The sequence below is a fragment of the Pseudonocardia sp. N23 genome (assembly GCF_002583555.1).
Taxonomy (GTDB): Bacteria; Actinomycetota; Actinomycetes; order Mycobacteriales; family Pseudonocardiaceae; genus Pseudonocardia.
The window spans coordinates 48,140-73,498 of sequence record NZ_BEGX01000057.1 but is presented as its reverse complement, the minus strand read 5'-3'; the positions used below and the strand labels follow the sequence as shown (position 1 = coordinate 73,498).

Genomic DNA, 25,359 nt, shown 5'->3' with positions numbered 1-25,359 from the left:
TCGGGGGAGCGCACCCGTGTCCCGGGGGAGCGCACCATCGCCGCGGACCGGTCCCCGGCCCCAGTCTCGATCGGGTCCCGGACAGTCCGGGCCGGGGGGACCGAGGAGAACGTCATGGCAGGGCGCAGGAGCGGCAAGCCGGCACCGCGATCGATCAGCGGGCCGCAGGCGCCGCTGGTCTGGAAGTTCGGCGGCACGTCCGTCGGCGACCAGGAGCGTGTGCTCGCCGTCGCCGAACGGATGGTGGCAGCGCAGCGCAGCGGACGCGGGGTCGTGGCGGTGCTGTCGGCGATGGGGAAGTCGACCGACGCGCTCGTCGCCCAGGCCGCTGCGATCTCGCCCAACCCGCCGCTGCGCGAGCTCGACGCCCTGCTCTCGGTCGGTGAGCAGATCTCCTGCGCGCTGACCGCCATGGCGATCGCGTCCCTCGGCGGCCACGCCGTGTCGCTGACCGGCGCCCAGGCCGGCATTCGCACCGACGCCACCCACGGCAGCGCCCGCATGCTCGGCATCGACCCCGCCCGCATCCGCAAGGCCCTCGACGACGGCGCGATCGTGCTGGTCACGGGCTTCCAGGGCGAGTCGTCCGACGGCGACACGACGACGCTGGGCCGCGGTGGGTCCGACGCCTCGGCCGTCGCGGTCGCGGCCGCGCTCGGGGCCCGGGAGTGCGAGATCTTCACCGACGTCCCCGCCGTGTACACCGCCGACCCGCGGGTCGTCCCGGACGCGCGGCGGCTCGCGACGATCCGCCCGCAGGAGATGCTCGAGCTCGCCGAGGCCGGCGCGGGGGTGCTGCAGCCACGGTCGGTGGAGCTGGCGATGGCGCACGGCGTCGACATCCACCTGCGGTCGAGCTTCGGCACGGAGGAGGGCACCTGGATCCGTGGCGGTGCCGGTGACTTCGAGGTCGCCGGCACCGCGACGGTCGCCGGGGTGGCGCACCGCCGCGACGAGCACCTCTACAGCGTCGACGCCCCGGTCACCGCGGTCGCCGCCGCGCTGGCGGGCCGCGGGCTGGCCCTCGGCGCGGTCGTCCCCGGCGCGGGCACGGTGGTCGCGGTCACCGTCCCCGGCGCCGATCCCGCGGCCGTGGCCGCCGCGCTCGACGCCGCCGCCATCACGCTCCTCGGCCGGGAGGACCTCGGGTCGGTGGGAGTCGTGAGCCTCGGCCTGGCCCGGGCGCCGGAGGTGCCGGCGTCGACACTCGACGTGCTCGCCGCCGCGGGCATCACCCCGCGCCTGGTGACGACGACGCCGTCGCGGGTGGGCGTGCTCGTCGCCGCCGACCGCGTCGACGACGCGGTGCGCGCCCTGCACGCGGCGCTCGTGGGCGGCGAGTCCGCCGGGGCGGGCGCCACCGCCGCCTGACCGTCTCGCAGTGTTCGTGCCGGCCCGGGATCCCCTGATCCCGGGCCTGTTCGCGTGCGGGGGAGAACCCCACCCGGGCCCGGGGGAGGGCCCGGCCGGCTCGGGGGAGCACACCATCGAATCGGACACGGCCCCTCGGCACTCTGAGGAGCAGCAGAGAAAGCCCCCAGAGTTCAGCCAGGAGCCGATCGTGACCACGTTGCAGGAACCCGATGCACCGCCCGCCGCGGCGACGACAGCGCCGGCGCTGCTCGTGGCGGCCGACTACGCCCAGGGCTCGCGGGCCCGCGCCGGTGAGCGCCTCGACCACGTCTTCGAGGAGCAGGCCGACTGGATGCGCGCCTACGGCCGCGCCGGCCATCTGGCCGTCGACGCCGGCGACGTCGCCCTGACCTTCATCGAGCTCGACGAGCGCGCGAACCGGCTCGCACGCCGGCTGCTCGCGTCCGGGGCCCGGGCGGGCGACCGGATCGCGCTGCTGTTCGACCAGCCGGTGCACTCCTACGTCGGGATGCTCGCGGTGATGAAGATCAACGCCGCGTACGTGCCGCTGGACGTCGCGTTCCCGGCCGACCGGATCGCCTACATCCTCTCCGACGCGGGCGTGTCGTTCGTGCTGTCGCTCTCGCACGTCCCCGAGCGCGTCGTGGGCCTGGAGGACTTCGCCCCCGGCCTCATCCACGTCGACCGGATCGCCGCGCAGATCGAGGCGGAGTCCGGCGCGCGGCTGACCGACGCCGAGCGCGGCGAGGCCGTCGAGGACCTGGCCTACCTCATCTACACGTCCGGCACGACGGGCCGCCCCAAGGGCGTCGCGATCGAGCACGCCAGCATCTGCAACTTCGTCCGGGTCGCCGCCGAGGTCTACGGCCTGCGCTCCAGCGACCGTGTCTACCAGGGCATGACGATCGCCTTCGACTTCTCGGTCGAGGAGATCTGGGTGCCGTGGATGGCGGGCGCCACCCTCGTCCCGAAGCCCGCGGGCACGTCGCTGCTGGGCATGGACCTGCACGCCTTCCTGACCGAACGCCGCGTCACCGCGATGTGCGTCGTCCCGACCCTGCTCGCGACGATCGAGGAGGACCTGCCCGCGCTGCGCTTCCTGCTGGTCTCGGGCGAGGCGTGCCCGCAGGACCTCGTCGCCCGCTGGTACCGCGACGGCCGCCGCTTCCTCAACGTCTACGGCCCCACCGAGGCCACCGTCACCGCCACCTGGACCGAGGTCCACCCCGACCGGCCCGTCACCATCGGCCAGCCGCTGCCCACCTACACGACCGTCGTCCTGGACCCGGAGAACCCGTACCGGGCGCTGCCGCACGGCGAGGTCGGGGAGATCGGCATCGCCGGCATCGGCCTGGCCACGGGCTACCTCAACCGTGAGGACCTCACCGACAAGTCGTTCATCGAGGACTTCCTCGGGATCGCGGGCAACCCGTCGGGGCGCATCTACCGCACCGGCGACCTGGGGCGCGTCAACGACCAGGGCGAGATCGAGTACATGGGCCGCATCGACCTCCAGGTCAAGATCCGCGGCTACCGCATCGAGCTGACCGAGATCGAGTCCGTCCTGCTGCAGGTGCCCGGGGTGTCGGCGGCCGTGGTGGACACCTTCGAGCCCACACCCGGCCAGGTCGAGCTCGTCGGCTACTACAGCCTGAAGACGGGCGTCGCCCCGCTGGAGACCGACGCCGTCCACGCGCACCTGCGTGAGCGGCTGCCCGCCTACATGGTGCCCGCGTACCTGGAGCACCTCGCCGCCATCCCGATGACGACGTCGGACAAGGCCGACCGCAAGGCCCTGCCGCCGCCCACCATGCGCCGCGCGGGCGGGCCGGCCGGTGAGATGGTCGCCGCGGCCACCGACACCGAGGAGGTCCTCGCCGCCACGCTGGCGCGCACCATCGGCCTCGACGCCGTCTCCGTCGACTCCAACTTCTTCGACGACCTCGGCGCCAACTCGCTGCTCATGGCCCGCTTCTCGGCGGCGCTGCGCAAGGAGACGTCGCTGGCGGCGCCGTCGATGCGCGTGATCTACGCCAACCCGACGATCCGCGAGCTCGCCGTCGCCCTCGGCGGCGAGGCGCCCGGCGAGTCCGCGGCGGTCCGCACCGGACCGGTCGCGAAGGGCTCCACCGCCGGCTACCTGACGACCGGCGCCCTGCAGCTCATCGCGTTCCTCGCCTTCACCTACCTCGGCGCGCTCGTGCTCGAGCGCGGGTTCGTGTGGTCGGTCGACGGCGCGACGCCGCTGGAGATCTTCGGCCGCTCCGCGCTCTACAACGCCGGCATCTACCTCGCCGCGTGCCTGCTGCCCATCGCCGCCAAGTGGATCCTGGTCGGCCGGTGGAAGGAGCGGGAGATCCGGCTGTGGAGCCTCGGGTACGTCCGGTTCTGGGTCGTGAAGACGCTGATCCGGGCCAACCCGCTCGCCCTGACCGCCGGCGGCCCGCTCTACACCTTCTACCTGCGCGCCCTCGGCGCCAGGATCGGGAAGGGCACGACCATCCTGTCGCGCACCGTCCCCGTCGCCACCGACCTGCTCACCATCGGCGCGCACACCGTCGTCCGCCGCGACTCGGCGTTCGCCGGCTACCACGCCGTCGCCGGCGTCATCCGCACCGGCCGGGTCACCATCGGCTCCGACGTGTTCGTCGGCGAGAAGACCGTCCTCGACATCGGCAGCTCGATCGGCGACGGCGCGTCGCTCGGACACACCTCGTCGCTGCACACCGGCATGCACGTCCCGGCCGGCGAGACCTGGCACGGCGTCCCCGCCGAGCCGACGACGACGAACTACCGCGTCGTCGAGCCCGTCCGGTGCGGGTCGCTGCGCCGCTTCACCTACGCCGCCGGGCAGCTGCTGCTCGCCGTGGCGGTCCTGCCGCTGGCCGGTGCCGCGCTCGTCGCCCTGGCCACGATGGTCCCGGCGGTCGGCGAGGCCGTCGCCGACGGGCACGCGCTGCTCACCGACCCCGGCTTCTACGTGACGATCGCCGCCGCCACCGGCGGGGTGTTCCTCGCCGGCGCGTTCGGCGGGCTCGCCCTGATGGTCGTCGCCCCGCGCATCCTGTCGGTGCTGGTGGAGCCGGGCCGCACCTACCCCCTGCACGGCGTCCGCTGGGCCGTCGCGAAGACGATCACCCGGCTCACCAACTCGTCGTTCTACATGACGCTGTTCGGCGACGCCTCCGCCGCGACCGGCTATCTGTCGGCCATCGGCTACGACCTGGGTGACGTCGACCAGACCGGCTCCAACTTCGGCACCGAGCTCAAGCAGGACAACGCGCTCTACACCTCGATCGGCCGCGGGACGATGGTGTCCGACGCGCTGTCGGTCATGAACGCCGACTTCTCGGCCTCGTCCTTCCGGTTCTCCCACGTGGCGATCGGCCCGGACAACTTCATCGGCAACAACATCGCCTACCCCGCCGACGCCCGCGTCGGCAGCAACGTCCTGCTCGGCACCAAGGTCATGGTCCCGATGGACGGCCCGGTCCGCGAGAACGTCGGACTGCTCGGCTCGCCGAGCTTCGAGATTCCGCGCACCGTCTCCCGCGACACCGAGTTCGACCACCTCAAGGACCCGGCAGTGCTGAAGAAGCTGCTGCGGCGCAAGAACCGGCACAACCTCGCGTCGATGCTCGCGTTCCTCGGAGTCCGCTACATCCAGTTCTTCGTCAGCATGCTGACCTTCGCGATCGCCGCCGACCTCTACTACCGCTTCGCCGAGTTCGGAATCGCCGCCGCGACCGTCGCGACGCTCCTGTTCAACATCGTCCTCACCGCCCTCGTCGAGCGGGCCGTCCTCGGCTTCCGCCCGCTGCGCGCCCGCTTCGTGTCGATCTACGACCCGTACTTCTGGCGCCACGAGCGGCTCTGGAAGCTCGGCGCGAGCGCGCTGTTCAGCGGCACCCCGTTCAAGAACCTGATCTGGAAGCTGCTGGGTGTGCGCATCGGCCGCCGCGTGTTCGACGACGGGTGCGCCATCCCGGAGAAGACGCTCGTCACCCTCGGCGACGACGTGATCCTCAACGCGGGCAGCGTGATCCAGTGCCACTCGCTGGAGGACGGCAGCTTCAAGTCCGACGCCACCGTGCTCGGCGCGGGCGCCGTCGTCGGGGTCGAGGCGTTCGTGCACTACGGCGTCACGGTCGGCGAGGGCGCGATCATCGAGGCCGACGCGTTCCTGATGAAGGGCGAGGTCGTCGCGCCGCACGCCGTGTGGGTGGGCAACCCGGCCACCGAGCTGCGGGAGCGTCGTACCCCGGCCGCCCCGGCCCGGCCCGCGCCCCCGGCCGCGGTCCTGCCCGTCGTCGCGCAGCGGTCCGACGCCGACAAGGCCGCCATGCTCGCCGCCTACGCCTCCGGTTCCGTGCCGAACCTGGAGCTCGACCGGCCGGCTCCCGGCCCGGTCTTCACCGGCCCGGCCCGGCACGTGGCCGCTGTCGAGGCGACGATCGTGCACCCGACGCGGCGCACCCCGCAGCACCGTCCCACCGCGCAGCACCGTCCCACCGCGCAGCACCGTCCCACCCCGCAGCACCGTCCCACCCCGCCGGCACCCGCCGCGCGGCCCGTCACCGCGGCCCGGCCGCGCGACAACCAGGAGACCGTCGTCATGACCAGCACCACCACCACCGGCACCGCCCGTCCGCTCGCGGCAGTCCCGGCCGTGCCTGCGACGGTGCGGCCCGTGCCGTCCGCGTCGCCTGCGCCCGGCCTCGTCGCCGCACCCGGGCCACGCCCCGTTCCGCGCGGGGCACCCGCGCCACGTGCGCCGCTCGCCCCCGCCGCGCAGGGTGCCGGTCTCCCGATGACCGGTCCGTCGGTCACCACGGCGCTGCCCGGCCCGCGCTCGGCCGAGCTGCTCGCCCGGCAGGCCCGGCGCGAGTCCAACGCCCGCGTCTACCCGCGGCACTTCCCGTTCGCCGTCGCCGAGGCGTCCGGCTCGTTCATCCGTGACCTCGACGGGAACGTGTTCGTCGACTTCCTGGCCGGCGCCGGGGTGCTGTCGCTGGGGCACAACCACCCCGAGCTCGTCGCCGCCGCCACCGAGCAGATGGGCGTGTTCACCCACGGCCTCGACATGGCCTCGCCCGCCAAGGACGACTTCACCGAGGCCCAGCTGTCGATGCTGCCTGCGGGGATGCGTGACCGGATGCGCATCCAGTTCTGCGGCCCCACCGGCGCCAACGCCGTCGACGCCGCGATCAAGCTCTGCAAGACCGCCACCGGCCGCGGCCAGATCATCTCCTTCCAGGGCGGCTTCCACGGCTCGTCGCACGCCGCGATGGCCCTGACCGGCAACGTCTCGCAGAAGCGCCCGATCGCCAACGGCATGCCCGGCGTGCAGTTCTTCCCGTTCTCCTCGTGCAGCCGCTGCCCGCTGGCGCTGGACCCGCAGACCTGCCAGACCAACTGCGTCTCGTTCCTCGAGAACGCGCTCGCCGACCCCAACGGTGGCCTCGAGCTGCCGGCCGCGGTCATCATGGAGATGGTCCAGGGCGAGGGCGGGGTGATCCCGGCCCGGCTGGAGTTCGTGCAGCGCGTCCGGCGGCTCACCCGTGAGCTGGGCATCCCGCTGATCGTCGACGAGGTGCAGACCGGGTGCGGGCGCACCGGCACCTGGTTCGCGTTCGAGCAGTACGACATCGAGCCCGACGTCATCATCGCCTCGAAGGCGTTGTCCGGCATGGGGATGCCCGTCGCGATCATCATGTACGACGAGAAGCTCGACACCTGGGCCCCCGGCGCCCACACCGGCACCTTCCGCGGCAACCAGCTCGCCTTCGCCGCCGGTGCCAAGACCGTCGAGATCGTCCGGCGCGACGACGTCCTCGGCAACGTCGCCGAGCGTGGCCGCCAGGTCGCGTCGCGGCTGTCGGGCTTCGCCGCCCACCCGGCTGTCCTGGAGGTCCGGGGGATGGGCCTGATGTGGGGGATCGAGCTCGTCGCCCCCGCCGACGGCCGCACCGTCACCCAGCTCGCCGAGGACGTCCAGGCCCGGGCACTGCGCGCCGGTCTGATCGTGGAGCTCGGTGGCCGCGACGACTGCGTCGTCCGGATGCTGCCGCCGCTCAACGTGACCGCCGAGGTCATGGACGTCGCACTCGCGATCCTGGTGCGCACCATCGAGTCCGCGTGGGCGAACGCCTGACGCACCCCGGTCGGGCCGGCCGTTTCCGGCCCACGGCCCGGCCGGATCGCACGTCGAGCCCAGCACAGGTCGTGCCCGAGTGCCGGTGCCGCTTCCGCGGCACCGGCACTCGCGCGTGCGGCCCGAGTGCCGGATGCGGCCGCGGATCTGCACGGCGAGGAAGTCGTCGTCGAGGATGCCGCCGCGGGGGCGTCCGCTCGCCGCGTAGGTCTGGATCATCCCGGGCAGGGTGCCCACGACCTCCATCGTGCGGCTGCCCGGAGCCGGGTGCCCGGCCATGCGCGCCAACGTGTTCTCGGCGACCATCGTCCCGTTGGGCCCCGACGCCGGCCGGGAGCGCACCACGTCGGGCAGCAACCTGACCTACCCACTGATGCTCCTGGTCGTCGTCCGGGTCAACGTGGCAGGCGTCCGCGCCCAGGGTGTGGGCGAGCACTTCCTGGCCATCGTGCACTAGGGCCCGTTCGAGATCATCTCGCAGTTCTTCGGCCGGCCTCGCCGGCCCTGCGGCTGCGGGGGAACATCGTCGCGGGCGGGCTGATGGTGGGCATCATCGGGCTGCTCCCGGCCTACGTGCCGTGGCTGCCCGCCGCCGCGTGGACGCTTCGACCTGTTCGTCGGGGGGCTGCAGGCCGTCGTCTTCGCACTGCTGACGCCCATCCACTTCGGCGAGGCGGTCGAGAGGCCCCCAGGAGCCCCCAGGAGCCCCCAGGAGCCCCCCCAGGAGCACTGACCGGGCGTAGCCGCACCGCACCGAGCTCGGCACCGGCCTGGCCCCGCACCCGAGTACCGGCCCGGCGCGCGAGTCCCCGTGCGCCGAGCTCGACACCGGCCTGGTCCCGGCGGCCCCACGGGCAGTCTCATGCCGAACTCGGCGGGGTGGGGCCCTGGACGGCGAGGAGCCCGGCCGTCGGATGACGGCCGGGCTCGGGTGTCGCGGGAGGTCAGGGGTCGGTGACCAGTTCCGCACCGATCTCTCGCAGGCGCGGTGCGTGCCGGCGGGCGTGGTGGCCGCAGAAGATCAGCTCACCGGCCGGGAGCAGGACCCGGACGCGGGCTGCGGCACCGCAGGCGTCGCAGCGGTCGGCGCGGGTCAGCGGGCGGGTGATGGCGTCGGAGACGGCAGCGGTCGTGGCGGCCGCGGCAGCGAAGGCGGTCATCGCACGCCCTCGCTGACGCTCGGGCGGCGGTGCCCGCCGGCGCGGTGCTGATGATTCACTCGCAGGCGCTCGTTCATGGCGATCACGCGGCCGCGAGGACGGCGACGCCCGTCGGGGTCAGTGCCGCCGGGCCGGGCCGGTCGACGATGAAGCCCGCGGTGGTCAGACGCAGCCCGGTGAACTGGTCGCTCAGGTTCAGGCCGTCGACGACGAGGCCGCCCCCGATGCGGGGGAACTCGGCGCGGCCGGCGGCGACGGCTCGCAGGACGGCGCGGTCGCGGCCGTTGATGGGGGTGACGGTGGCGTTCATGACGTTCTCCCTTCGAGGTGGTGTCCGTGTGATCCGGACCACTGAAGGATGCGCCGATCCGAGGCTCGGATACATATCGCCAACCCCCCACGTGAAGGGGCCACCCCACCGGAATCCGGTGGGGTGGCCCCTACCCGCGTGCTGCCGCGGAGTGTCTCAGCCGGCGAGGTTGAGCATGCTCAGCGTGCCGTCGGTGAGGTTGGTGACGTACCCGGTCCTGCCGTCGGGCGTCACCGCGACCGACGTCGGCGAGAGGCCGACGGGCAGGGTCGCGGTCACCGAGTTCGAGTCGGCGCTGATCACCGACACGGTGTTGTCGGCGACGTTGACGACGTAGGCGAAGCGGCCGTCGGGGGCCCAGGTGATCTCCTGCGGGTTCTTGCCCACGGGGATCCGTGCCACGACCTGGTCGTTGTCCGTGCTGATCATCGTCACGGTGTTGGAGTCGTAGTTGACGTTCGCCACGAGCGGCCGCTGGTGGTTCACCGCGAGGCTGTGTGGGCTCTTGTCGACCGGGATCTGGGCGATCTCGGACTCGTTCGCGACGTCGAGGACGGAGATGACGTTCGACTCGTGGTTGGCGGTGTAGGCCTTCGTGCCGTCGGTGCTGAACTCGATCCAGTGCGGGTTGGGCGCGACCTTGAGGGTGTTGACCACGGTGTTGGTCGACGTGTCGATGATCGAGATCGAGCCTGAGTCGTGGTTGGGCACCCACAGCTTGGAGCCGTCGGGCGTGACCGCGGCGAGGAACGGGCGCGTGTCGACCTTGATGTTCGCGATGATCGAGTTCGTCGTCGTGTCGATCACGGCGACGTCGGCGATGGTCTTCGCGTCGTCCCAGATGCTGACATAGATCTTCTTGCCGTCGGGCGCGAAGGCCAGGTACTGCGGCGGCCCGGCATCGACCGGGATCGTCGCGGTGATCTTGTTGACCGATGTGTCGATGACGGTGACCGTCTTGGTGGCCCGGTTGGCGACGTAGACCTGCCGGCCCGAGGGCGAGACGACCGCGAAGCCGGCGGGCTTGCCGGCGGGGATCGTCTGGCCCAGTGACGGCACCGGCACGCTCGCGGCGACCGTGACCGGCGTCGTGCCGCCGCCCGCGGTCCCCGTGCCGGTGGCGGCGGTCGCCGTGGTGGAGGCGCCGCCGTCGGTCGGGGTGCTGGAGCCGGAGCGGTTCAGTGCCCACCACGTCCCGCCGCCTGCGAGCGCGAGCAGCACGACGACGGCGGCGACGATCGCGAGCACCTTGCGGTTCCCGCCACCGGAGCCACCGCCCTGCGGCGCGCCCGGGGCACCGGGTGCGGGGGGCGGCCCGGGCGGGGAGCCCTGCTGGAACTGGTTGTGCTGCGGCTGCTGCCGCTGCTGCTGTGGCGGGGGACCGGCGGCGGCGCGCTGCGCCTGGCCGTTGCCGCCCTGGGGCGGTGGTCCCCACCCGTTGCCCTGCTGGCCGGGCGCGCCCTGCGCGACGCCGGGGGCGCGCGGCGGCATCGTCGCCGCGCCCGCCGACGGGCCACCGCTCGCGGCACGCGCACCGAGACCGGCGCCGGCCGCCGCGGCGGCACCCGCACCGAACGGCGCGCCGCCCTGCTCGGGAGCCGCGGAGACGACGACACCGGGCCACGCCGCGCCGCCCTCGGACCCGCGGCCGGCACCGGAGGCGCTGGCCGCGGCGAGGGTGGCCGCGCCGAGGGCGACGGCGTACTTGGGGTGGGCGTCGACGACGGTGGGCCGCCCGAGCTCCTCGGAGATCATGCGCGACACCAGCGGGATCCGCGACGACCCGCCGACGAGCAGGACCGCGGAGAGGTTGGTGGGCTCCACCTGGGCCGAGCGCAGCGTGCGTGACAGCGTGCCGATCGTCGACTCGATGGGCGCGCGGATCATGTCCTCGAACTCGCCGCGGGTCAGCCGGATGTCGAAGTGCCGTCCCGGCAGGAACACCGGGATGGTCGTCTCCGAGTCGATCGACAGCGCCTCCTTTGCCAGCACGCAGTCCTGGCGCAGCCGGGCCAGCGCGATCGCTGTCTGTGGGTCGCTCATGTCGAGCTCCGCGAGCGCGCCGCCGGAGGAGTAGTTGACGTGCGACAGGATCGCCTCGTCGAAGTCGACGCCGCCGAGACGCTCGATGCCCTCGGGCGAGCCGAGGATCTCGATGCCACCCGGGTGCTTGCGCAGCACCGTCGCGTCGAACGTGCCCCCGCCGAGGTCGTAGACCGCGATGACCTCGCCGTCGGACAGGTGCCGGGACGCTGCGTAGTGCGCGGCTGCGGCCTCCGGCTCGGTGACGGTGTCGGGTCCGGTCAGCCCCGCGAACTGCGGGACCTCCTCGAACAGCTCCCGGCGGAACGGGCCCCAGTTGGCGGGGTGGGTGAGCACCACGCTGTCGGGCTTGCCGCCCTCCGTCTCGGTGACCCGGCCCAGCACGTCGCCCAGCAGGGTCCCGAGCAGCGTCGTCACCGCGTAGGGCGAGCCGCCGAGCACGACGGGCGTCGGGTCCCCGAGGCGACGTTTGAACTCTCGCGCCACGCGGTCGGGGTTGCTCACCGCCCGCCGGTTGGCCGCGTCGCCCGTGACGAGGTTGCCGTCCTCACGGAGGAAGACGACCGCCGGCGTGACGACGGTCCGGTCGCCGAGAGTGAACATCTCGACCCGTGAATCGCGCGCGACCGCAGCCGCCACGAACGTCGTCCCCAGATCGACCCCGAGGTTGTAACCCACCGCCGCCTCCCCTGCAAACCGGCACACATCGTAACGAGTCGTGGCCGCCGGAACGAGATACCTCCGGGTGGGATTTCCCCTGGTCGAGCCGATTCGTAACTCGCTGGAACGGATGCAGACGTTACCGAGCGCAGGCGTGTCGACACGACGGGGAGAACCCCGTTTCGAGGTGGGGTTTGCCCCATTCCTCGTAGGCGTGGCGGCAGGCAGGCTGCGACGATGATTGTCGAGCCCGCGCACCGCCCCCTCGGTGCCCCTGCCGCGGGTCCACGTACCGAGTGGCAGGAGGCCGCGGTGGTGACGGACCCGGCGGCGCGCGACGAGCGCCCGCACGTGGTCGCACGCCCTGCCGAGCCTCCGGACGCGGACGAGACGGACACGGTCCGGCTGGTGGCGCCCGGTCGCGACGACCTGGTCCGCAGCAACCGGGCGCACTGGGCCCGGCGGCAGCGGCTGGAGCGTCAGCTCCACGACGGCGCGTCGTTGCGGATCTCGGCGCTCGCGCTGCGGATCGGCGTCATGCGTCACCGGTTCGCGCAGGCCTCCCCGGATCTCGACGAGTCGATCGACGACCTCCAGGAGCAGCTGCACGCGGTGCTGCAGGAGCTGCGTGACGTCGCCGGACGCATCTACCCGACCCTGCTCGACGAGGCCGGCCTCGGCCCGGCACTGCGCGAGGCCGCCGACCGCAGCGAGGCCGTCGTGCGGGTCATCGCCCCGGACAGCCGGTTCGACCCGGCGGCCGAGGGCGCCGCCTACTTCGCCGTCGCCGACCTGCTCGGAGGCCTCGGAGCCGCCTTCCGCGACGTCACGGTCACGGTCACCGCCGAGGACGGCACGCTCGTCGTCGCCGTCGGCGGGGTCCCGGTGGACGCGGCGGGGCGGATGCTCGACGAGGTGGCAGGCCTGGATGGGACGATCGACGTGACCGGCGGCACCGGCGTCGGCATTATCACTGCGAGGATTCCATGCGCGTAGCACTGGCCGAGGACGGTGCCCTGTTCCGCGAGGGCCTGCTCATGTTGCTGCAGGCGACCGGCCACGAGATCGTCGGCGCCACCGCCGACGGCGACTCCCTGCTCGACCTGCTCTCCACCGAGCCGTGCGACGTCGCGATCCTCGACATCCGCATGCCGCCGGAGCCCGACGGCGGGCTCATCACCGCGGAACGCCTGCGCGCCAAGTACCCCGACATGGGGCTGCTGTTCCTGTCGCACTACGCCGAGTCGCACTACCTGATGCGCATCCTCAACATCGGCACCGACGCGATCGGCTACCGGCTCAAGGAGAAGGTCGGCAGCGTCGAGGTCCTCTCCGACACCCTCGACCGCATCCGCGACGGCGAGATCGTCATCGAGCCGTCGCTGGCCAAGCGGCTGGTCGAGCGGCCGCGCGGGGAGAAGAAGGGCCTGGTCGCGTCGCTGTCCGAGCGCGAGACCGACGTGCTGAAGCTGATGGCGGAGGGCCGGTCCAACAACGGCATCGCCGGCCAGCTGTTCGTGACGCCCAAGGCGGTCGAGAAGCACATCGCGAACATCTTCGGCAAGCTCGGCCTGCACCCGGACACCTCGGAGAACCACCGCCGGGTCCTGGCGGTGCTCGCGTTCCTGCGGTCCCAGCGTGACGACGACTGATCGCGCGCAGGGGCTGTCCCGCACGACGGCGTACCTCTAGCGTGACCGTCTCGAACCCGGGCGTGTCCCGGCCGGACGGGCATGGTGGGCGATGAACCGGACGACACTCGCACGGCTGGTGCGCGGGCTGATCGTTGCGCTGGGCGTCGCCGTCGTGTTCGTCGCGGTCGTCGACGGTGCGGGGCGGGCTCTGCCGTCCGAGGGCGTGGCGGTGCTGCTGCCGTTCGCCGCAGCCGCGATCTGCGGGGTGGGTCTCGCCCTGCTCGCACCCCGGATCACGCGGCTGGTCACCCGGCTCACCCACCACCGGGAGACGACGCCGTACATGGCGCTGGCCGACGCCGCCGCCCGCATCCGGGCGGGTTCGCTGGAGGAGGCCCTGCCGGGGCTGGCCGAGGTCGTCGCCGAGGGGACGTCCGCGGCGCGCGGGGCGGTGTGGCTGGTCATCGGTGACCGGCTCGTCCTCGCCGCGCAGTACCCCGTCGTGCCCGAGGCGCCCATGTCGAACCGACCGGGGAACCTCGCCGTCGACAACCTCGCGGTGCTGCTGACCCGCGACGACACCGACCACGTGGTGCCCGTCCTCGACGGCACGCAGCTGCGGGCGGCACTGACCGTCGCCAAGCCGGGCTCGTCGATCACCCCGGCCGACCAGCAGCTGATGCGCGACGTCGCCAACGGTGCCGCGATGCTGCTGCGCGGTGTCTCCCAGAACGCCGAGCTCGCCGAACGGGTCCGCCGCGCCGACGAGCTCGCCACCACCCTGCAGGCCTCCCGCCAGCGGCTCGCCCGGGCCCGCGAGATGGAGCGCCGCCGCCTCGTCGTCGAGCTGTCGAACGCCACCACCGACCGGCTCTCGGACCTGCGCGCCGGTGTCGTCGCCGCCCAGAACGCCGTGCTCACCGAGGGCACCGAGGACGGTGCCGTCGCCGCCGAACGCCTCGCCGACGCCCGCACCGGGCTCGACGAGCTGCTCGACCGCTTCCGGGTCATCGCCCGCGGCGTCTACCCCGCGGTGCTGCGCGACCACGGTCCCGTCGGCGCCCTCGACGAGGTGGCCGCCGACCTGCCCCGCGGCGTCGTCCTCGACGGCAGCATGGACCAGCGGCTGACCTGGGAGATCGAGTCGGGCATCTACTACGTCGCCGCCGCGGCGCTCAAGGAGCTCGCCGCGCAGGCGGCCGACGAGGAGCTCGTCATGACACTCGACCACGCCGACGGCCGGGTCACCGTCACCGTCGACGACGCCCACTCGCCGTCGGGCCTGACCCGGATGCGGGAGCTGCTGGCCGACGAGGCGGAGCGGCTCTCCGCGCTCGGCGGCGCCGTCGAGCTGGACGGCACCGAGCTGGACGGCCCGGCGCCCGGCGGTCCTGTGCCCGGCGGGCCTGCGCTCGACAGCCCTGCGCCCGGCGGAACCGCGCACATCCTGTTGCGCGCGTGGATCCCCGACCGGCTCGAACCGCTCGTCGACGCCGGTGGCGCCGTCGCCTCCGCGGTCCGGGGCTGAGCCGTGGACGAGCGCGAGAACGACCCGTCGCGGCCGGCCCGCGAGCACCACGCCGGCCACGAGCTGCCGCCGTTCCGGATGACCGGCGGGACGTTCGGGCGCAACGACTCCGTGCGCCGTGCCGTCACGTTCGCCGACCCGGAGGCCACCACCGCGATCACCGCCGCCGACGTGCTCACCGCTGCCCCCGCGCCGCCACAGGGTGATCGACGACCCCGGGGCTGGGAGTCGCCGACCGTCGCGCTGCCCACCGGCATCGCCTGGACCAGCCCCGTACCCGAACCGTCCGCGCCCGAGCAGCCGGCACCCGCCGCGCCCCGCCGCGGAGGGCAGCAGTGGCTGCTCGCCGGGTACTGGGTGTTGCTCGCCGCGTGCGGGCTGCTGTCGGTGGTGTGGCTCGTCGTCGGCGCGGTCGTCGGGGTCGCCGCGGCCTCGCCCGGGTTCGCCGCGTCGCTCACCGCCTCGGCCGCCGGTGGGAGCAGCTGGGCCGCAGGCATCCTCGCCGCCGTCGGACACAGCGAGCCCGGCACGCAGGCCGCTCTCGACTACGCGCTGAGCATCGTGTCGATCGGGCTCGCCGTCGCCATGGCGCTCCGCCCGGCCGGCGGACGCTCCTGGTCGTCGAGGCTGCTCGTCCTCGCGCTCATCGGGTCGGCCGGGGCGTTCAACCTGCAGGCCCACGCCGCCGCCTCCGCCGTGGAGACCGCCACCGGCCTCCAGATCGGCCAGCCGCACCAGATCCTCCTCCACGGCGTCGCCTGCGCCGCCTACATCGTCGCGCTGCTCGTCTTCCCGCCCGGCTCCGACGAAGACGCCGACGGCACCCGCCGCCGCCCCGGCCTCGTCACGGTCGGCGTCGCCGCCGTCACCCTGCTCGCCGCCGGCTTCGGCACCGCGCTGCTCCCGCACACCGCGAGCTGCGTGATCTTCTTCGGGTTCGTCGTCCCCGCCGCCGGGCTGTTCGCGGTGCCGCGCAGGGTCCGCCACGGCTCCACCGACGTCCAGCGCACCCAGGCCCGGCTGCTGTTCAGCGTGCTGCTCGCCGCCGGCGCCGTCACCGTCGTCCTCGCCGCGATCAGCCTCCTGGTGTGGGGCATCGGCTGGACCGGGCTGACCCTGGACGACCCCACCGCGGGCGGTGCCGGCGACCTCCCGCTCGCCCTGCTGTTCTGGTTCTCCCGCGTGGCCTGCATCGCCGTGGCCGCCGCCGTGCTCGTCGCCGTCCGCAGCGGCGGCCTGCAGACCGCCGAGCGCCGCTTCAGCCGGGGGCTCGTCGTCGCCCTCGACACCGCCGTCATCGGCGGCGGTTACGTGCTCGTGCACACCGCGCTGGCCCTGTTCCTGCCCGCATCCGTCGCGACGCTCGTGTCCGCGATCGTCTCCTGTGTCGTCGTCGCATTCGCGTTCCTGCCCGTCCACACCGTCGCCGAACGCCTCGTGGACCGGCTCCTCTACGGCACCCGGCCCACCCCCTACAGCGTGCTCGCGGGGATCGCCGCGCTGTCGCGGTCCACCGCCGCCGACGCACCCGACCTCGCCCGCGTCGCCGAGGCCGTCGGCCGTGGTCTGGGCGCGACGACGTGCCGGCTCACCGTCGTGCGCCCCGGCCTGCGCGACCGCACCTACATCTGGTCCGAACCCGGGGTGCACGTCTCCGACGAGCTCACCGAGGTCGCCGTCCGGCACGGCGAGGAACGCATCGGCACCATCGCCGTCGACCGCGCCGCCGTCGCCGGCCTCGGCCCGCAACGCCAGAGCCTGCTCACCGACATCGCCGACAGCCTCGGCGCCGTCCTCCAGGCCAGCCGCTACGGCATCGAGCTGGAACGCCAGCTCCGTGCCGCGCTCGCCCACGCCGGTGAGATCGCGGTGTCGCGGCGCTCAGCCGTCGCCGAGATGGACGGCGAACGCCGCCGCATCGAGCGCGACCTGCACGACGGCGCCCAGCACCACCTCGTCTCGCTGCGGCTCGTCCTCGGGCTCGTCGAGCACCTCGTCAAGACGGGGAAGTTCGACCAGGCCAGGGAACGGCTGGTCCAGGTCGTCGAGCAGATCGGCAACGCCGAGTCGATCCTCGCCGAGACCGCCACCGGCGTCGTGTCGCCGCTGCTGTCCGAGCACGGCCTCGCCGGGGGCCTCGCCCTCGAGCTCGACGGCGGCACGTCACCGGTCACCGTCGACGCGCCCGGTCTGCAGGCCGTCCGGTTCCCCGCCGACGTCGAGGCCGCCGTCTGGTTCTGCTGTCTGGAGGGGGTCAACAACGCCCGCAAGTACGCCGGTGGTGCGCCTGTGACGGTGCGCCTGGTGGTCCAGGGCGGGCTGCTGCAGTTCCGGGTGCGCGACGAGGGACCCGGCTTCGACCAGGCCTCGCTCGGTCACGGCCCCAACCGGGGGATGCGGAACCTGTTGGCGCGCATCAACTCCGTGGGCGGCCGCATCGACGTGCGATCGCGGCCGGGGGAGGGGACGACCGTCGAGGGGTCGGTGCCCGTCCCGTCGCACCACGAGGAGACGATGCCGCTCGACGCCGCCCAGGCCGCTGCCTGGGGGGTCGGGACCGGCTCGCGGACGCCGCAGCGCACAGGCGGTGGTGGCGTTCCGGACGGTGCCTCCCCGCCCGCCCGCACCGTTGCGCCGCAAGCGGTTCCACCCGAAAGGCCGGCGGCGCCGGGGTCGGTGGCCGCGGCCGCCGCGGGTGCCGGGCTGATCGCGGGCATCGCCGCCACGCGAGCCACCGCGAACGATGCCCCGGACAGCGCGGAAGCCTCGGACGACGAGCCGGGCAGCGGGGCCGTCGCGCCGGAGAGCGGGCGCGACATGTGGAAGTCGACGCCTCGCCACGACGACGAGCCCGACGGCGAGCACGCGCCGGGGCGGGCGCACACCGACGTTCCGGAGGCCGAGCCGGGAGACGACAGGGTCGTGGACGATCTCGCCGAGCGCCGCGATCCCGACGGCCCCGGTGCCGACGACGGGGCGCTGCCGGGCACCGCGCCCGTGGACGGGTCCCACCGGTGGTCGTCCGCACCGCCGCGGACCGACGACGACAGCGCCCCGGACGCGGGTGCCCCCGCGGGCGGGTCCGCCGCCTCCTACGGCGCTGCGGACGATCTGCAGTGGTTCGACCCCCGGGCCGTGCGCCGGACGGCCGACGACGGTCCCGGTACGACCGCCGGCACGGAGGGTCCCGCCGACGGGCCGGCCGTCGACACGAGCGACGGTCCGCATGGCGCGGCCGACGATCCAGGGGCCGGGGTGGTCGACGACGATCCCGGTTTCGGCACGGGTTCCGACGCGCCCCCGGCCCCCCCGGGCCTTCACCACGCACGTGGCGTGACCCCCGCCGACGAGGTGCCCGCGGCGTCGGAGGGCGTGCCGCAGCAGGTTCCGGAGAGCAGCGGTCGCCACGCTCTGGACGGCGAGGACGAGCCCGCCGCGGAGCCGGGTGTCGTCCTCGCCGGTGCCGCCGTCCCGGCCGCGCCGGCCGTCACGCCTCCGCCACCGGCAGCCCCACCTCCGCCACCGGCAGCCCCGCCGGCTGTCCCACCCGTGTTCCCGCCCACCGTTCCCGGTACCGGCGCGCACCGGCGCGCGACGTCGGACGGCCGGCTGATCGGGAGCGTCCGCGGCGTCCTCACCCTCGCCGACGAGTGCTACCGCGGCACCCCGCACACGGCACGCCTCGCCGCGCTCGCCGCACGTCTCGACGAGCCCTTGCGCATCGCGTTCGCGGGCCCTCCTGGGATCGGCACGTCGACACTCGTGGAGGCCGTCCTCGGCCGCCCCGGCGGTGCGCTGCCGCCCCCGCCGACGCGGGTGCCGGTGTGGTGGCGCCACGGCGCCCCGGCAGCGCTGGCCGTCGACACCGCGGGCCGGGCCGTCCCCTACGCCGGCCCCTGGCCGCCCGACCCGGCGGCGCCGCTCGACCGTATCGAGCTGCACGTGGCCGACCCGCTGCTCGTGGAGGCGACGATCGTCGACGCCCCGGGGCTCGGCACGGACGGCCGGACCGAGGCGCTGCTCGATCCCGGCGACCCGGTTCCCGACGCGCTGGTACTGCTGATGACGCCCGCGCAGGGGTCGGCAGCGGGGTTCGCGGTGCTGCACTCCGGCGTCCTGCCGCACTCCCGGGCCAACACGCTCGGTGTGCTCGCCCGCGCCGACGAGCTGCCCGGCGGGCTGGACCCGGCGATCGCGCAGCGGTCGGCGGCGGAGCTGTCGGGGCGCTCGGACGTGCGACGACTGTCGCGCACCGTGCTGCCGGTGTCGGGATCCCTGGCGCGCGCGGCGATCGGGCTGACCCCACCGGAGATCGACGCGCTCGCCCGCGGCGTCGCGGTCGACCCCGCGCTGGCGGCCCGGCTGGGCCCGGCGGGCCTGGGCGCGGCGGCGGCGCTTGCGCGGACGGCCCCGGACCCCGGTTCCGTGGTCGCGGGATTGCTGGCCCGCAGCGGGGTCGGGCGGCTGCGGGACCTGATCGCGGCCCGGTTCGTGGGCCGCTCGGAGATCCTCGTCGCCCGCTCTGTGCTGCAGCGCCTGGAGCTGCTGGTGCGCACCGACCCGCCGGCCGACGCCCGGCGGCTGCAGTACGAGCTGGAACGGGTGCGGACGGGCGCGCACGAGCTCGCCGAGACCGATCTGCTCGACGAGCTCCTCGCCGGCGCGATCGTGCTCCCGCCCGCGGAGGTCGCGGCCGCCGAGCAGCTGCTGGGGATGGCCGGTCCGTCGCCGGCGGCCCGGCTGGGGATCGCGCCCGACGCGGACCGTGACGCGGTGCGTGCGGCCGCGGTGGAGCGGCTCGCGTACTGGCAGCGGGCAGGGTCGCACCCGGCGTCCTCGCAGGCGCTGCGGTCGGTCTCCGCGGTACTGGTGCGCACGTGCGAGCAGCTGGTCGCGAGCGCCTGAGCGACGGTCTCAGGCGCTGCGCGGGGTCTCCGACGACGGGCGCAGGTCGACCGACGGCACCCCGATCGGCCTGATGCCCGCGCGCCTGCCCGGGCTGTCGACGGCCGGATCGACGACGGCCGGATGGACGGCCGGGTCGGTGGCGGCCGGGTCGGTGGCGGCCGGGCCGGTGGTCGCCGGTCGCGGGCGCCGGCGCGGTTTGCCGGTGAGGACCGGCCGCAGCGGCGTGCGCCGGACGATCTCGACGAACGTCAGCGCCGCGACGATCGTGACGACGTAGGTCACGACGGTCTCCCACGGCCGCTGCAGCCGCGTGGCGGGGGCGTCCGGGAGCGTCGTGAGCAGCCACAGGATCGCCGGGTGCACGAGGAACACCCCGAACGACCGCGCGGCGGCGGCCTCGACGAGCCGGGACCCCCGCCAGCGGTCGCGGCGGTCGGCCCACAGCGCTCCGACACCCCAGACGGCGGCGACCACCGAGACCGTCCACGGGATGATGATCGGCTGGAAGACGTCGGCGGCGAACTGGGCGCTCGCACCCGTCGACACCGAGTGCCGGTACCAGAGCTCGACGGCCGCTCCGGTCACCGCCGGCGCCACGGACACCAGCGGCAGATGGCTGCGGATCCAGGCGTCGACAGCACCGAGGTTCATCGCGACGACCCCGCCGAACACGACGAAGAACTGGTAGCTGACCAGCAACGACGTCGCCTGGGGGAGGACCGCGGCCTCGGTGGGCGTGGGCGTGGGCACGTGCAGCACCAGGTCGGTGACGACCTGCAGCACCGCGCTGGCCGCGAGCACCGCGAGGTGGTGCCCGCGGGTCGCCCGCAACAGCGCCCGGAACAGCGGGAACACCAGGTAGAACTGCAGCGAGACGAGCAGGAAGTACAGGTGGTACCAGGCCGTCCCGGTGATCAGGGCGTGCCCGAAGCCGCGCAGTGCCTCCCCGGCGGGCACCGGCGTGGTGACCAGCCCGAGGCCGGTGTAGATCGCCGACCACACCACGTACGGCACGCCGACGAGCAGGAGCCGGCGTCGCCAGAACCGCAGCGGCCGGAGCGCGTCGTCGCGGTACCGGTGGGTCAGCACGAACGCCGTGAGTGCGAAGAAGGCCTCCCGCGTGAAGTGCAGGAGCACGACGAACCCGCCTGCGGCGACGCTGTCGAGCGGCGCCGTCGTCGAGATCGTGTGGACGGCGATCACGCACGCGAAGGTGACGACCCGGACGAGGTCGACCGGGTACAGGTGCGGTGTGCGCGCCGGCGCCGCGGCGGTCACCGCACGGACTCCTGAGCAGGGTCCGGTGGCTGTGCGCGCGGGGCGGGCGGGGGGAGCTTGCGGAGCACGGAACCGGAGGGTGGCCCGTCGAGCTGTGGGGGACCTGTGAGCCGCGTAAGAGGTTCCCGCCGTCCCGGCGCGTTCGTGGACGATGCGGTCATCGGGCGAGCACACTACCCCGATCGGGAGGACACCGATGGTCCGTGTCGGTGTCCCGGTGACCGATGGTTGACTGCCGCACACACGACGTGCCCGTCGCGGCACGGTCGGCGGAAGGACGGTGCAGTGCTCGCGAACGACCCCACCCTCATCGGTCTCGCACTTCAGGTGGGACGCACGCGAACGGCGCAGCTCGACGTCGGCGCCATGGTCTCGGGGGTGTGCGGAGCCCTGCCGATGGCGGTCGGCGTGGCCGGCGCGGTGATCGTGTTCCGGCGTCCCCCCGACCCTCTGACGGGCCCGGTCTTCGCCTCCGACCCGGCGGCGACCCGGCTCGGTGAGCTGCAGCACCGCCGCGCCGCGGGCCCGGTGCAGGAGGCGATCGTGACGGGCCGCGTCGTGGTCACGGCGGACCTGACGCGGTCGGAGTCCGTCGAGGTCGCGGCGGTGGCAGCGGAGACGGGACTGGCGAGCGCGGTCACCGTGCCACTGACTCTCGACGGCCGCACGACGGCCGCGCTGCAGTTGCTGGGGACCGGCTTCCGGCCGGTGCCCGCGGAGCTCGCGGAGACGGTCCGACCGCTGGTCGAGGCGCTGTCGGCACGGCTGTCGGACACGGCCGGGTTCGCCAGGCTGAGCGCCGCGGTCGCCCGCTCGACGGCGGCGCTGGAGTGGGGCCTGCCGCTCGCGCACGCGACGGGGATCTTCGCCGAGCGCTACCGCACCGACGTCGAGGAGGCCGGTCGTTTCCTGGCCGGCGCCGCGACCCGGGCGGCGTTGCCGGTCGAGCTCCATGCCGTGGAGGTCGTCGCCGAGGTGGGTCGCCGGGACGGCCCGCCGGCGCGCCGGGACGTCGCCGTCCACGACGACATGCCCCGCGACACACCGTCCGATGCCGCCCGGTCCGGCGAGGTCGCGCCCACCACCGGTGAGGTGCCCGTCCCGCGGAACGCCCCGACCGGCCGCAGGCACCGCCGCGACGACGCCGGCCCGCTCGCCTGGCTCGCCGGGGACCTCCCGCTGCCTCGGCACTCCCGGGCTCGCCGCGACCCGCAGGTGCCGCGCCGCCCGGACCACGAGGACGCGCGCGCGGCCGCCGGCCCGGACGTCGACCCGGACGGCGACGGCGGACCGGGCACCCCGCGGCACCGGCGCGCCGACATCTCCTGACCGGTCCTGGCTACGGCGCCCGGACACCGGGCCGCAACCTCACTGCTGCCGGCCGGCTCGACCACGACCGTGAGGTTGCGTCCGGGTACCCACGCGGAGCGACGTAGGCCACTCGGGTGGCGGCGTGTCCGGCCCGGCACGTAGTGTCGTCGCGACCCGCGGGAGCACTCACGATCCGAGGCTGAGAGGGCGGCAGGACCGGCCGTCGACCGTTCGCACCTGACCCGGTTAGCACCGGCGTAGGGAGGACGACGACTGTGCGCAATCCTCATCCCGTCACCCGGCGGTCCCGCCGCAGGACCCCGGCGCTTCTCACCGCGGTGCTCGCCGCGGTGGCCCTGGTACTGGCCGCGTGCTCCGGCTCGTCCGGTGGTGCCGGCGCGGTGACGACGATCCGCGTCGCGCTCGACTGGACGCCCAACACCAACCACACCGGGCTGTTCGTCGCCCAGCAGCAGGGCTGGTTCCGCGACGCCGGGCTGGACGTGCAGATCCTCCCGTACAACAGCACGTCGCCGGACACGCTCGTCGGCTCCGGCGCGGCCGAGTTCGGGATCAGCTTCCAGAACTCGTTCACGTTCTCCAAGGCCGCGGGCGCCGACATCGTGTCGGTCATGGCGATCCTGCAGCACTGGGGCTCCGGGATCGCGGTGCGCGCCGACCGCACCGACATCACCTCGCCGAAGGACCTCGACGGCAAGATCTACGGCGGCTTCGGCGATCCGGGCGAGACTCCGAAGATGGCGGCCGTGATCAAGGACGCCGGCGGCCAGGGCCGGTTCGACACCGTCGTGCTGGGGACGTCGGCGTACGAGGCGCTGTACTCCGGACAGGTCGACTTCACCGAGCCGTTCACCGCGTGGGAGGGCATCGAGGCGCAGCTGCGCGGCGAACCGCTCAGGACCTTCGCCTACACCGACTACGGCTTCCCCGACGCCTACGGCGTGCTGCTCGAGGGCAACGGCGGCTGGCTGGCTGCGCACCCCGACGTCGCCACGAAGTTCGTGCAGGCCGCGCAGCGCGGCTACCAGTTCGCCGCCGACGAGCCCACCGCGGCCGGGAAGATGCTCTCCGACGCCAACCCCGGCGCGTTCACCGAGCCCACCCTCGTCGACCGCAGCCAGCAGATGCTTGCGGCGACGTACATGAAGGACGCGAACGGCCGCGTCGGCACCCAGCAGGCCGCGCAGTGGGCCGGGTTCTCCGGCTTCCTCTACGACGCCGGGGTCCTCGTCGACTCCGCGGGCAAGCCGCTCGCCGCGCGCCCCGACTTCTCGACGTGGTTCACCGACCGCTACCAGGGAGCGACGCCCTGAGTACCGGGGTCACGGCGCCCCCGGCCGCCCACGACCCGGGGCTCGCCACCGAGCCGGTGCCACGCCGCGGCCCGGGGTGGCGCGCCGTCGTGCCGTCGCTCGTCGTGGTGGCGGTGCTGGTCGCGGTGTGGCAGTGGGCGGTCACGGCCTTCGACGTCCGCCCCCAGGTGCTGCCCTCGCCGCTGCGGGTCGTCGAGCAGGGCTGGTTGTTCCGCGATGCGCTCTGGACGAACACGGTGCCGACGCTGCAGGTCACCGCGGTCGGGTTCGCCGTCTCGCTGGTCGTGGCGTGGGCGCTGGCCGTCGTCGTCGACTTCTCGCCCTGGCTGCGCCGGGCCCTGCTGCCCCTGCTCGTCGCCTCCCAGACGATCCCGATCATCGCGATCGCGCCGCTGCTGATCATCTGGTTCGGCTTCGGGCTGCTGCCCAAGGTCGTGGTGATCGCACTCGTGACCTTCTTCCCCGTCGCGATCGGCCTCGTCGAGGGCTTCTCGTCGGCCGACCGGGAGGCGTCGAACCTGGTGCGCAGCATGGGCGCCGACCGGTGGGGGGAGTTCCGCTACCTGCGGCTGCCCGCCGCGATGCCGTCGTTCTTCACCTCGCTGCGGATCGGCATCACCTACGCGGTGACGGGTGCGGTGTTCGCCGAGTACGTCGGCGCGCGCGCCGGGCTCGGGATCTTCATGAACCTGCAGAAGAACTCGTTCCGCACCGATCTCGTGCTCGCCGCGGTGGTCGTGACGGCCGCGATCAGCGTCGGGCTGTTCGGGCTGACGTTCCTGGTGCAGCGGCTCGCGATGCCCTGGTACGCCGCGGAGCGCCGTCGTGCGTGAGGTCCGTGTCGAGGGGCTGAGCAAGCGGTTCGGTGACCGAGACGTCCTCGTCGACGTGTCGCTGCACGCCCGGCCGGGCGAGCTCGTGTCGGTGATCGGGCCCAGCGGGTGCGGCAAGAGCACCCTGTTCGCGGCACTCGCGGGCCTGGTCGAGCCCGACCGCGGCACGGTGACCGTCGACGGCAGGCCCGCGACCGGCACGACCTTCGGCTACATGCCGCAGAAGGACCTGCTGTTCCCATGGCGGACGGTGCTCGACAACACGGCGCTCGGGCTGGAGATCGCGGGCGTCGGGCGGCGCGCGGCCCGCAAGCGTGCGGAGCCGCTGTTCGAGCCGTTCGGCCTGGCCGGTTTCGAGGGATCGCGGCCCTTCGAGCTGTCCGGTGGCATGCGTCAGCGCGCGGCCCTGTTGCGAACGGTCGTGCAGGACCGCGACGTCCTGCTCCTCGACGAGCCGTTCGGCGCCTTGGACTCGTTGACCCGCACCGGGATGCAGGAGTGGCTGGAGGGCATGCGGTCGCAGTTCGGCTGGACGGTCCTGCTCATCACCCACGACATCCGCGAGGCGGTCTACCTGTCCGACCGGGTCGTCGTGCTGGGGCCACGGCCGGCCCGGGTGCGTGCGGTCGTCGAGATCGACCAGCCCCGCCCCCGTGAGCTCGCCTCGGCCGCCGCGGCGGCCCGGGAGGCCGAGCTGCTGGCGCTGCTGCGCGCCGAATGATCCTGTGAGTGGCGACGGTCGCGGGGCGGCCATCGCCACTCATGGCCCTGGCGCGGGCCCGGAGCGCCGGAGGCCCGGCCTCCGCGGGAGCGGGGCCGGGCCTTGCCGGCA

General features: G+C 74.0%; 15 protein-coding genes and 1 riboswitch. Of the genes, 11 read left to right on the top strand and 4 right to left on the bottom strand.

Annotation, left to right across the window (positions count from 1 at the left end; all coding sequences use genetic code 11):
* Positions 1-114 precede the first annotated feature (114 nt).
* From TOK_RS17110 to TOK_RS17100, 3 genes are all read left to right on the top strand, one after another.
* Complete coding sequence (locus TOK_RS17110; protein ID WP_172457611.1) at positions 115-1,371, top strand: aspartate kinase; 1,257 nt, start codon at positions 115-117, stop codon at positions 1,369-1,371.
* A gap of 190 nt (positions 1,372-1,561) precedes the next feature.
* Positions 1,562-7,528, top strand: coding sequence for a Pls/PosA family non-ribosomal peptide synthetase (locus TOK_RS33395; protein ID WP_098958882.1), 5,967 nt, complete (start codon positions 1,562-1,564; stop codon positions 7,526-7,528).
* 229 nt (positions 7,529-7,757) lie between these two features.
* On the top strand, positions 7,758-7,985 hold the full coding sequence (locus TOK_RS17100) for a hypothetical protein (RefSeq protein WP_141566428.1): 228 nt from the start codon (positions 7,758-7,760) through the stop codon (positions 7,983-7,985).
* A gap of 487 nt (positions 7,986-8,472) precedes the next feature.
* Here TOK_RS17100 and TOK_RS17095 read toward each other — a convergent pair whose 3' ends face one another.
* The 3 genes from TOK_RS17095 to TOK_RS34160 all read right to left on the bottom strand — a co-directional run bounded on the left by TOK_RS17095 (position 8,473) and on the right by TOK_RS34160 (position 11,719).
* Positions 8,473-8,688, bottom strand: a complete 216-nt coding sequence (locus TOK_RS17095; protein ID WP_098958880.1) for a hypothetical protein — start codon at positions 8,686-8,688, stop codon at positions 8,473-8,475.
* Between the two features lie 82 nt (positions 8,689-8,770).
* Positions 8,771-8,998 carry a hypothetical protein gene (locus TOK_RS17090; RefSeq protein WP_098958879.1) on the bottom strand — a complete coding sequence of 76 codons (228 nt, stop codon included), beginning with the start codon at positions 8,996-8,998 and terminating at the stop codon, positions 8,771-8,773.
* Positions 8,999-9,154: 156 nt separating this feature from the next.
* Complete coding sequence (locus TOK_RS34160; RefSeq protein ID WP_098958878.1) at positions 9,155-11,719, bottom strand: Hsp70 family protein; 2,565 nt, start codon at positions 11,717-11,719, stop codon at positions 9,155-9,157.
* 219 nt (positions 11,720-11,938) lie between these two features.
* On the opposite strand from TOK_RS34160, the gene TOK_RS17080 reads away from it, so the two are divergent.
* From TOK_RS17080 to TOK_RS17065, 4 genes are all read left to right on the top strand, one after another.
* Positions 11,939-12,697, top strand: coding sequence for a sensor histidine kinase (locus TOK_RS17080; protein ID WP_098958877.1), 759 nt, complete (start codon positions 11,939-11,941; stop codon positions 12,695-12,697).
* The gene (locus TOK_RS17075; protein WP_098958876.1) at positions 12,688-13,353 is read left to right on the top strand and encodes a response regulator transcription factor; all 666 of its coding nucleotides are present in this window, start codon (positions 12,688-12,690) and stop codon (positions 13,351-13,353) included. The genes TOK_RS17080 and TOK_RS17075 overlap by 10 nt, the downstream gene beginning before the upstream one ends.
* 91 nt (positions 13,354-13,444) lie before the next feature.
* Entirely contained in the window at positions 13,445-14,863 is a 1,419-nt protein-coding gene (locus TOK_RS17070) for a hypothetical protein (RefSeq protein WP_098958875.1), read from the top strand.
* A gap of 3 nt (positions 14,864-14,866) precedes the next feature.
* Positions 14,867-19,768, top strand: a complete 4,902-nt coding sequence (locus TOK_RS17065) for a histidine kinase (RefSeq protein ID WP_098958874.1) — start codon at positions 14,867-14,869, stop codon at positions 19,766-19,768.
* Between the two features lie 9 nt (positions 19,769-19,777).
* Here TOK_RS17065 and TOK_RS17060 read toward each other — a convergent pair whose 3' ends face one another.
* Positions 19,778-21,049, bottom strand: a complete 1,272-nt coding sequence (locus tag TOK_RS17060) for an acyltransferase (RefSeq protein ID WP_172457609.1) — start codon at positions 21,047-21,049, stop codon at positions 19,778-19,780.
* Between the two features lie 285 nt (positions 21,050-21,334).
* On the opposite strand from TOK_RS17060, the gene TOK_RS17055 reads away from it, so the two are divergent.
* The 4 genes from TOK_RS17055 to TOK_RS17040 all read left to right on the top strand — a co-directional run bounded on the left by TOK_RS17055 (position 21,335) and on the right by TOK_RS17040 (position 25,248).
* Positions 21,335-22,378 carry a GAF domain-containing protein gene (locus TOK_RS17055; RefSeq protein ID WP_172457608.1) on the top strand — a complete coding sequence of 348 codons (1,044 nt, stop codon included), beginning with the start codon at positions 21,335-21,337 and terminating at the stop codon, positions 22,376-22,378.
* Positions 22,379-22,525: 147 nt separating this feature from the next.
* Positions 22,526-22,641: riboswitch (TPP riboswitch) on the top strand.
* Positions 22,636-23,694 (top strand): ABC transporter substrate-binding protein, encoded by a 1,059-nt coding sequence (locus tag TOK_RS17050; protein WP_216361992.1) that lies wholly within the window; start codon positions 22,636-22,638, stop codon positions 23,692-23,694. It overlaps the preceding riboswitch by 6 nt.
* Entirely contained in the window at positions 23,658-24,527 is an 870-nt protein-coding gene (locus TOK_RS17045) for an ABC transporter permease (protein ID WP_253258430.1), read from the top strand. Before TOK_RS17050 ends, TOK_RS17045 begins: the two co-directional genes overlap by 37 nt.
* The gene (locus tag TOK_RS17040; RefSeq protein ID WP_098958869.1) at positions 24,520-25,248 is read left to right on the top strand and encodes an ABC transporter ATP-binding protein; all 729 of its coding nucleotides are present in this window, start codon (positions 24,520-24,522) and stop codon (positions 25,246-25,248) included. The genes TOK_RS17045 and TOK_RS17040 overlap by 8 nt, the downstream gene beginning before the upstream one ends.
* The last annotated feature ends 111 nt before the right edge of the window (positions 25,249-25,359 follow it).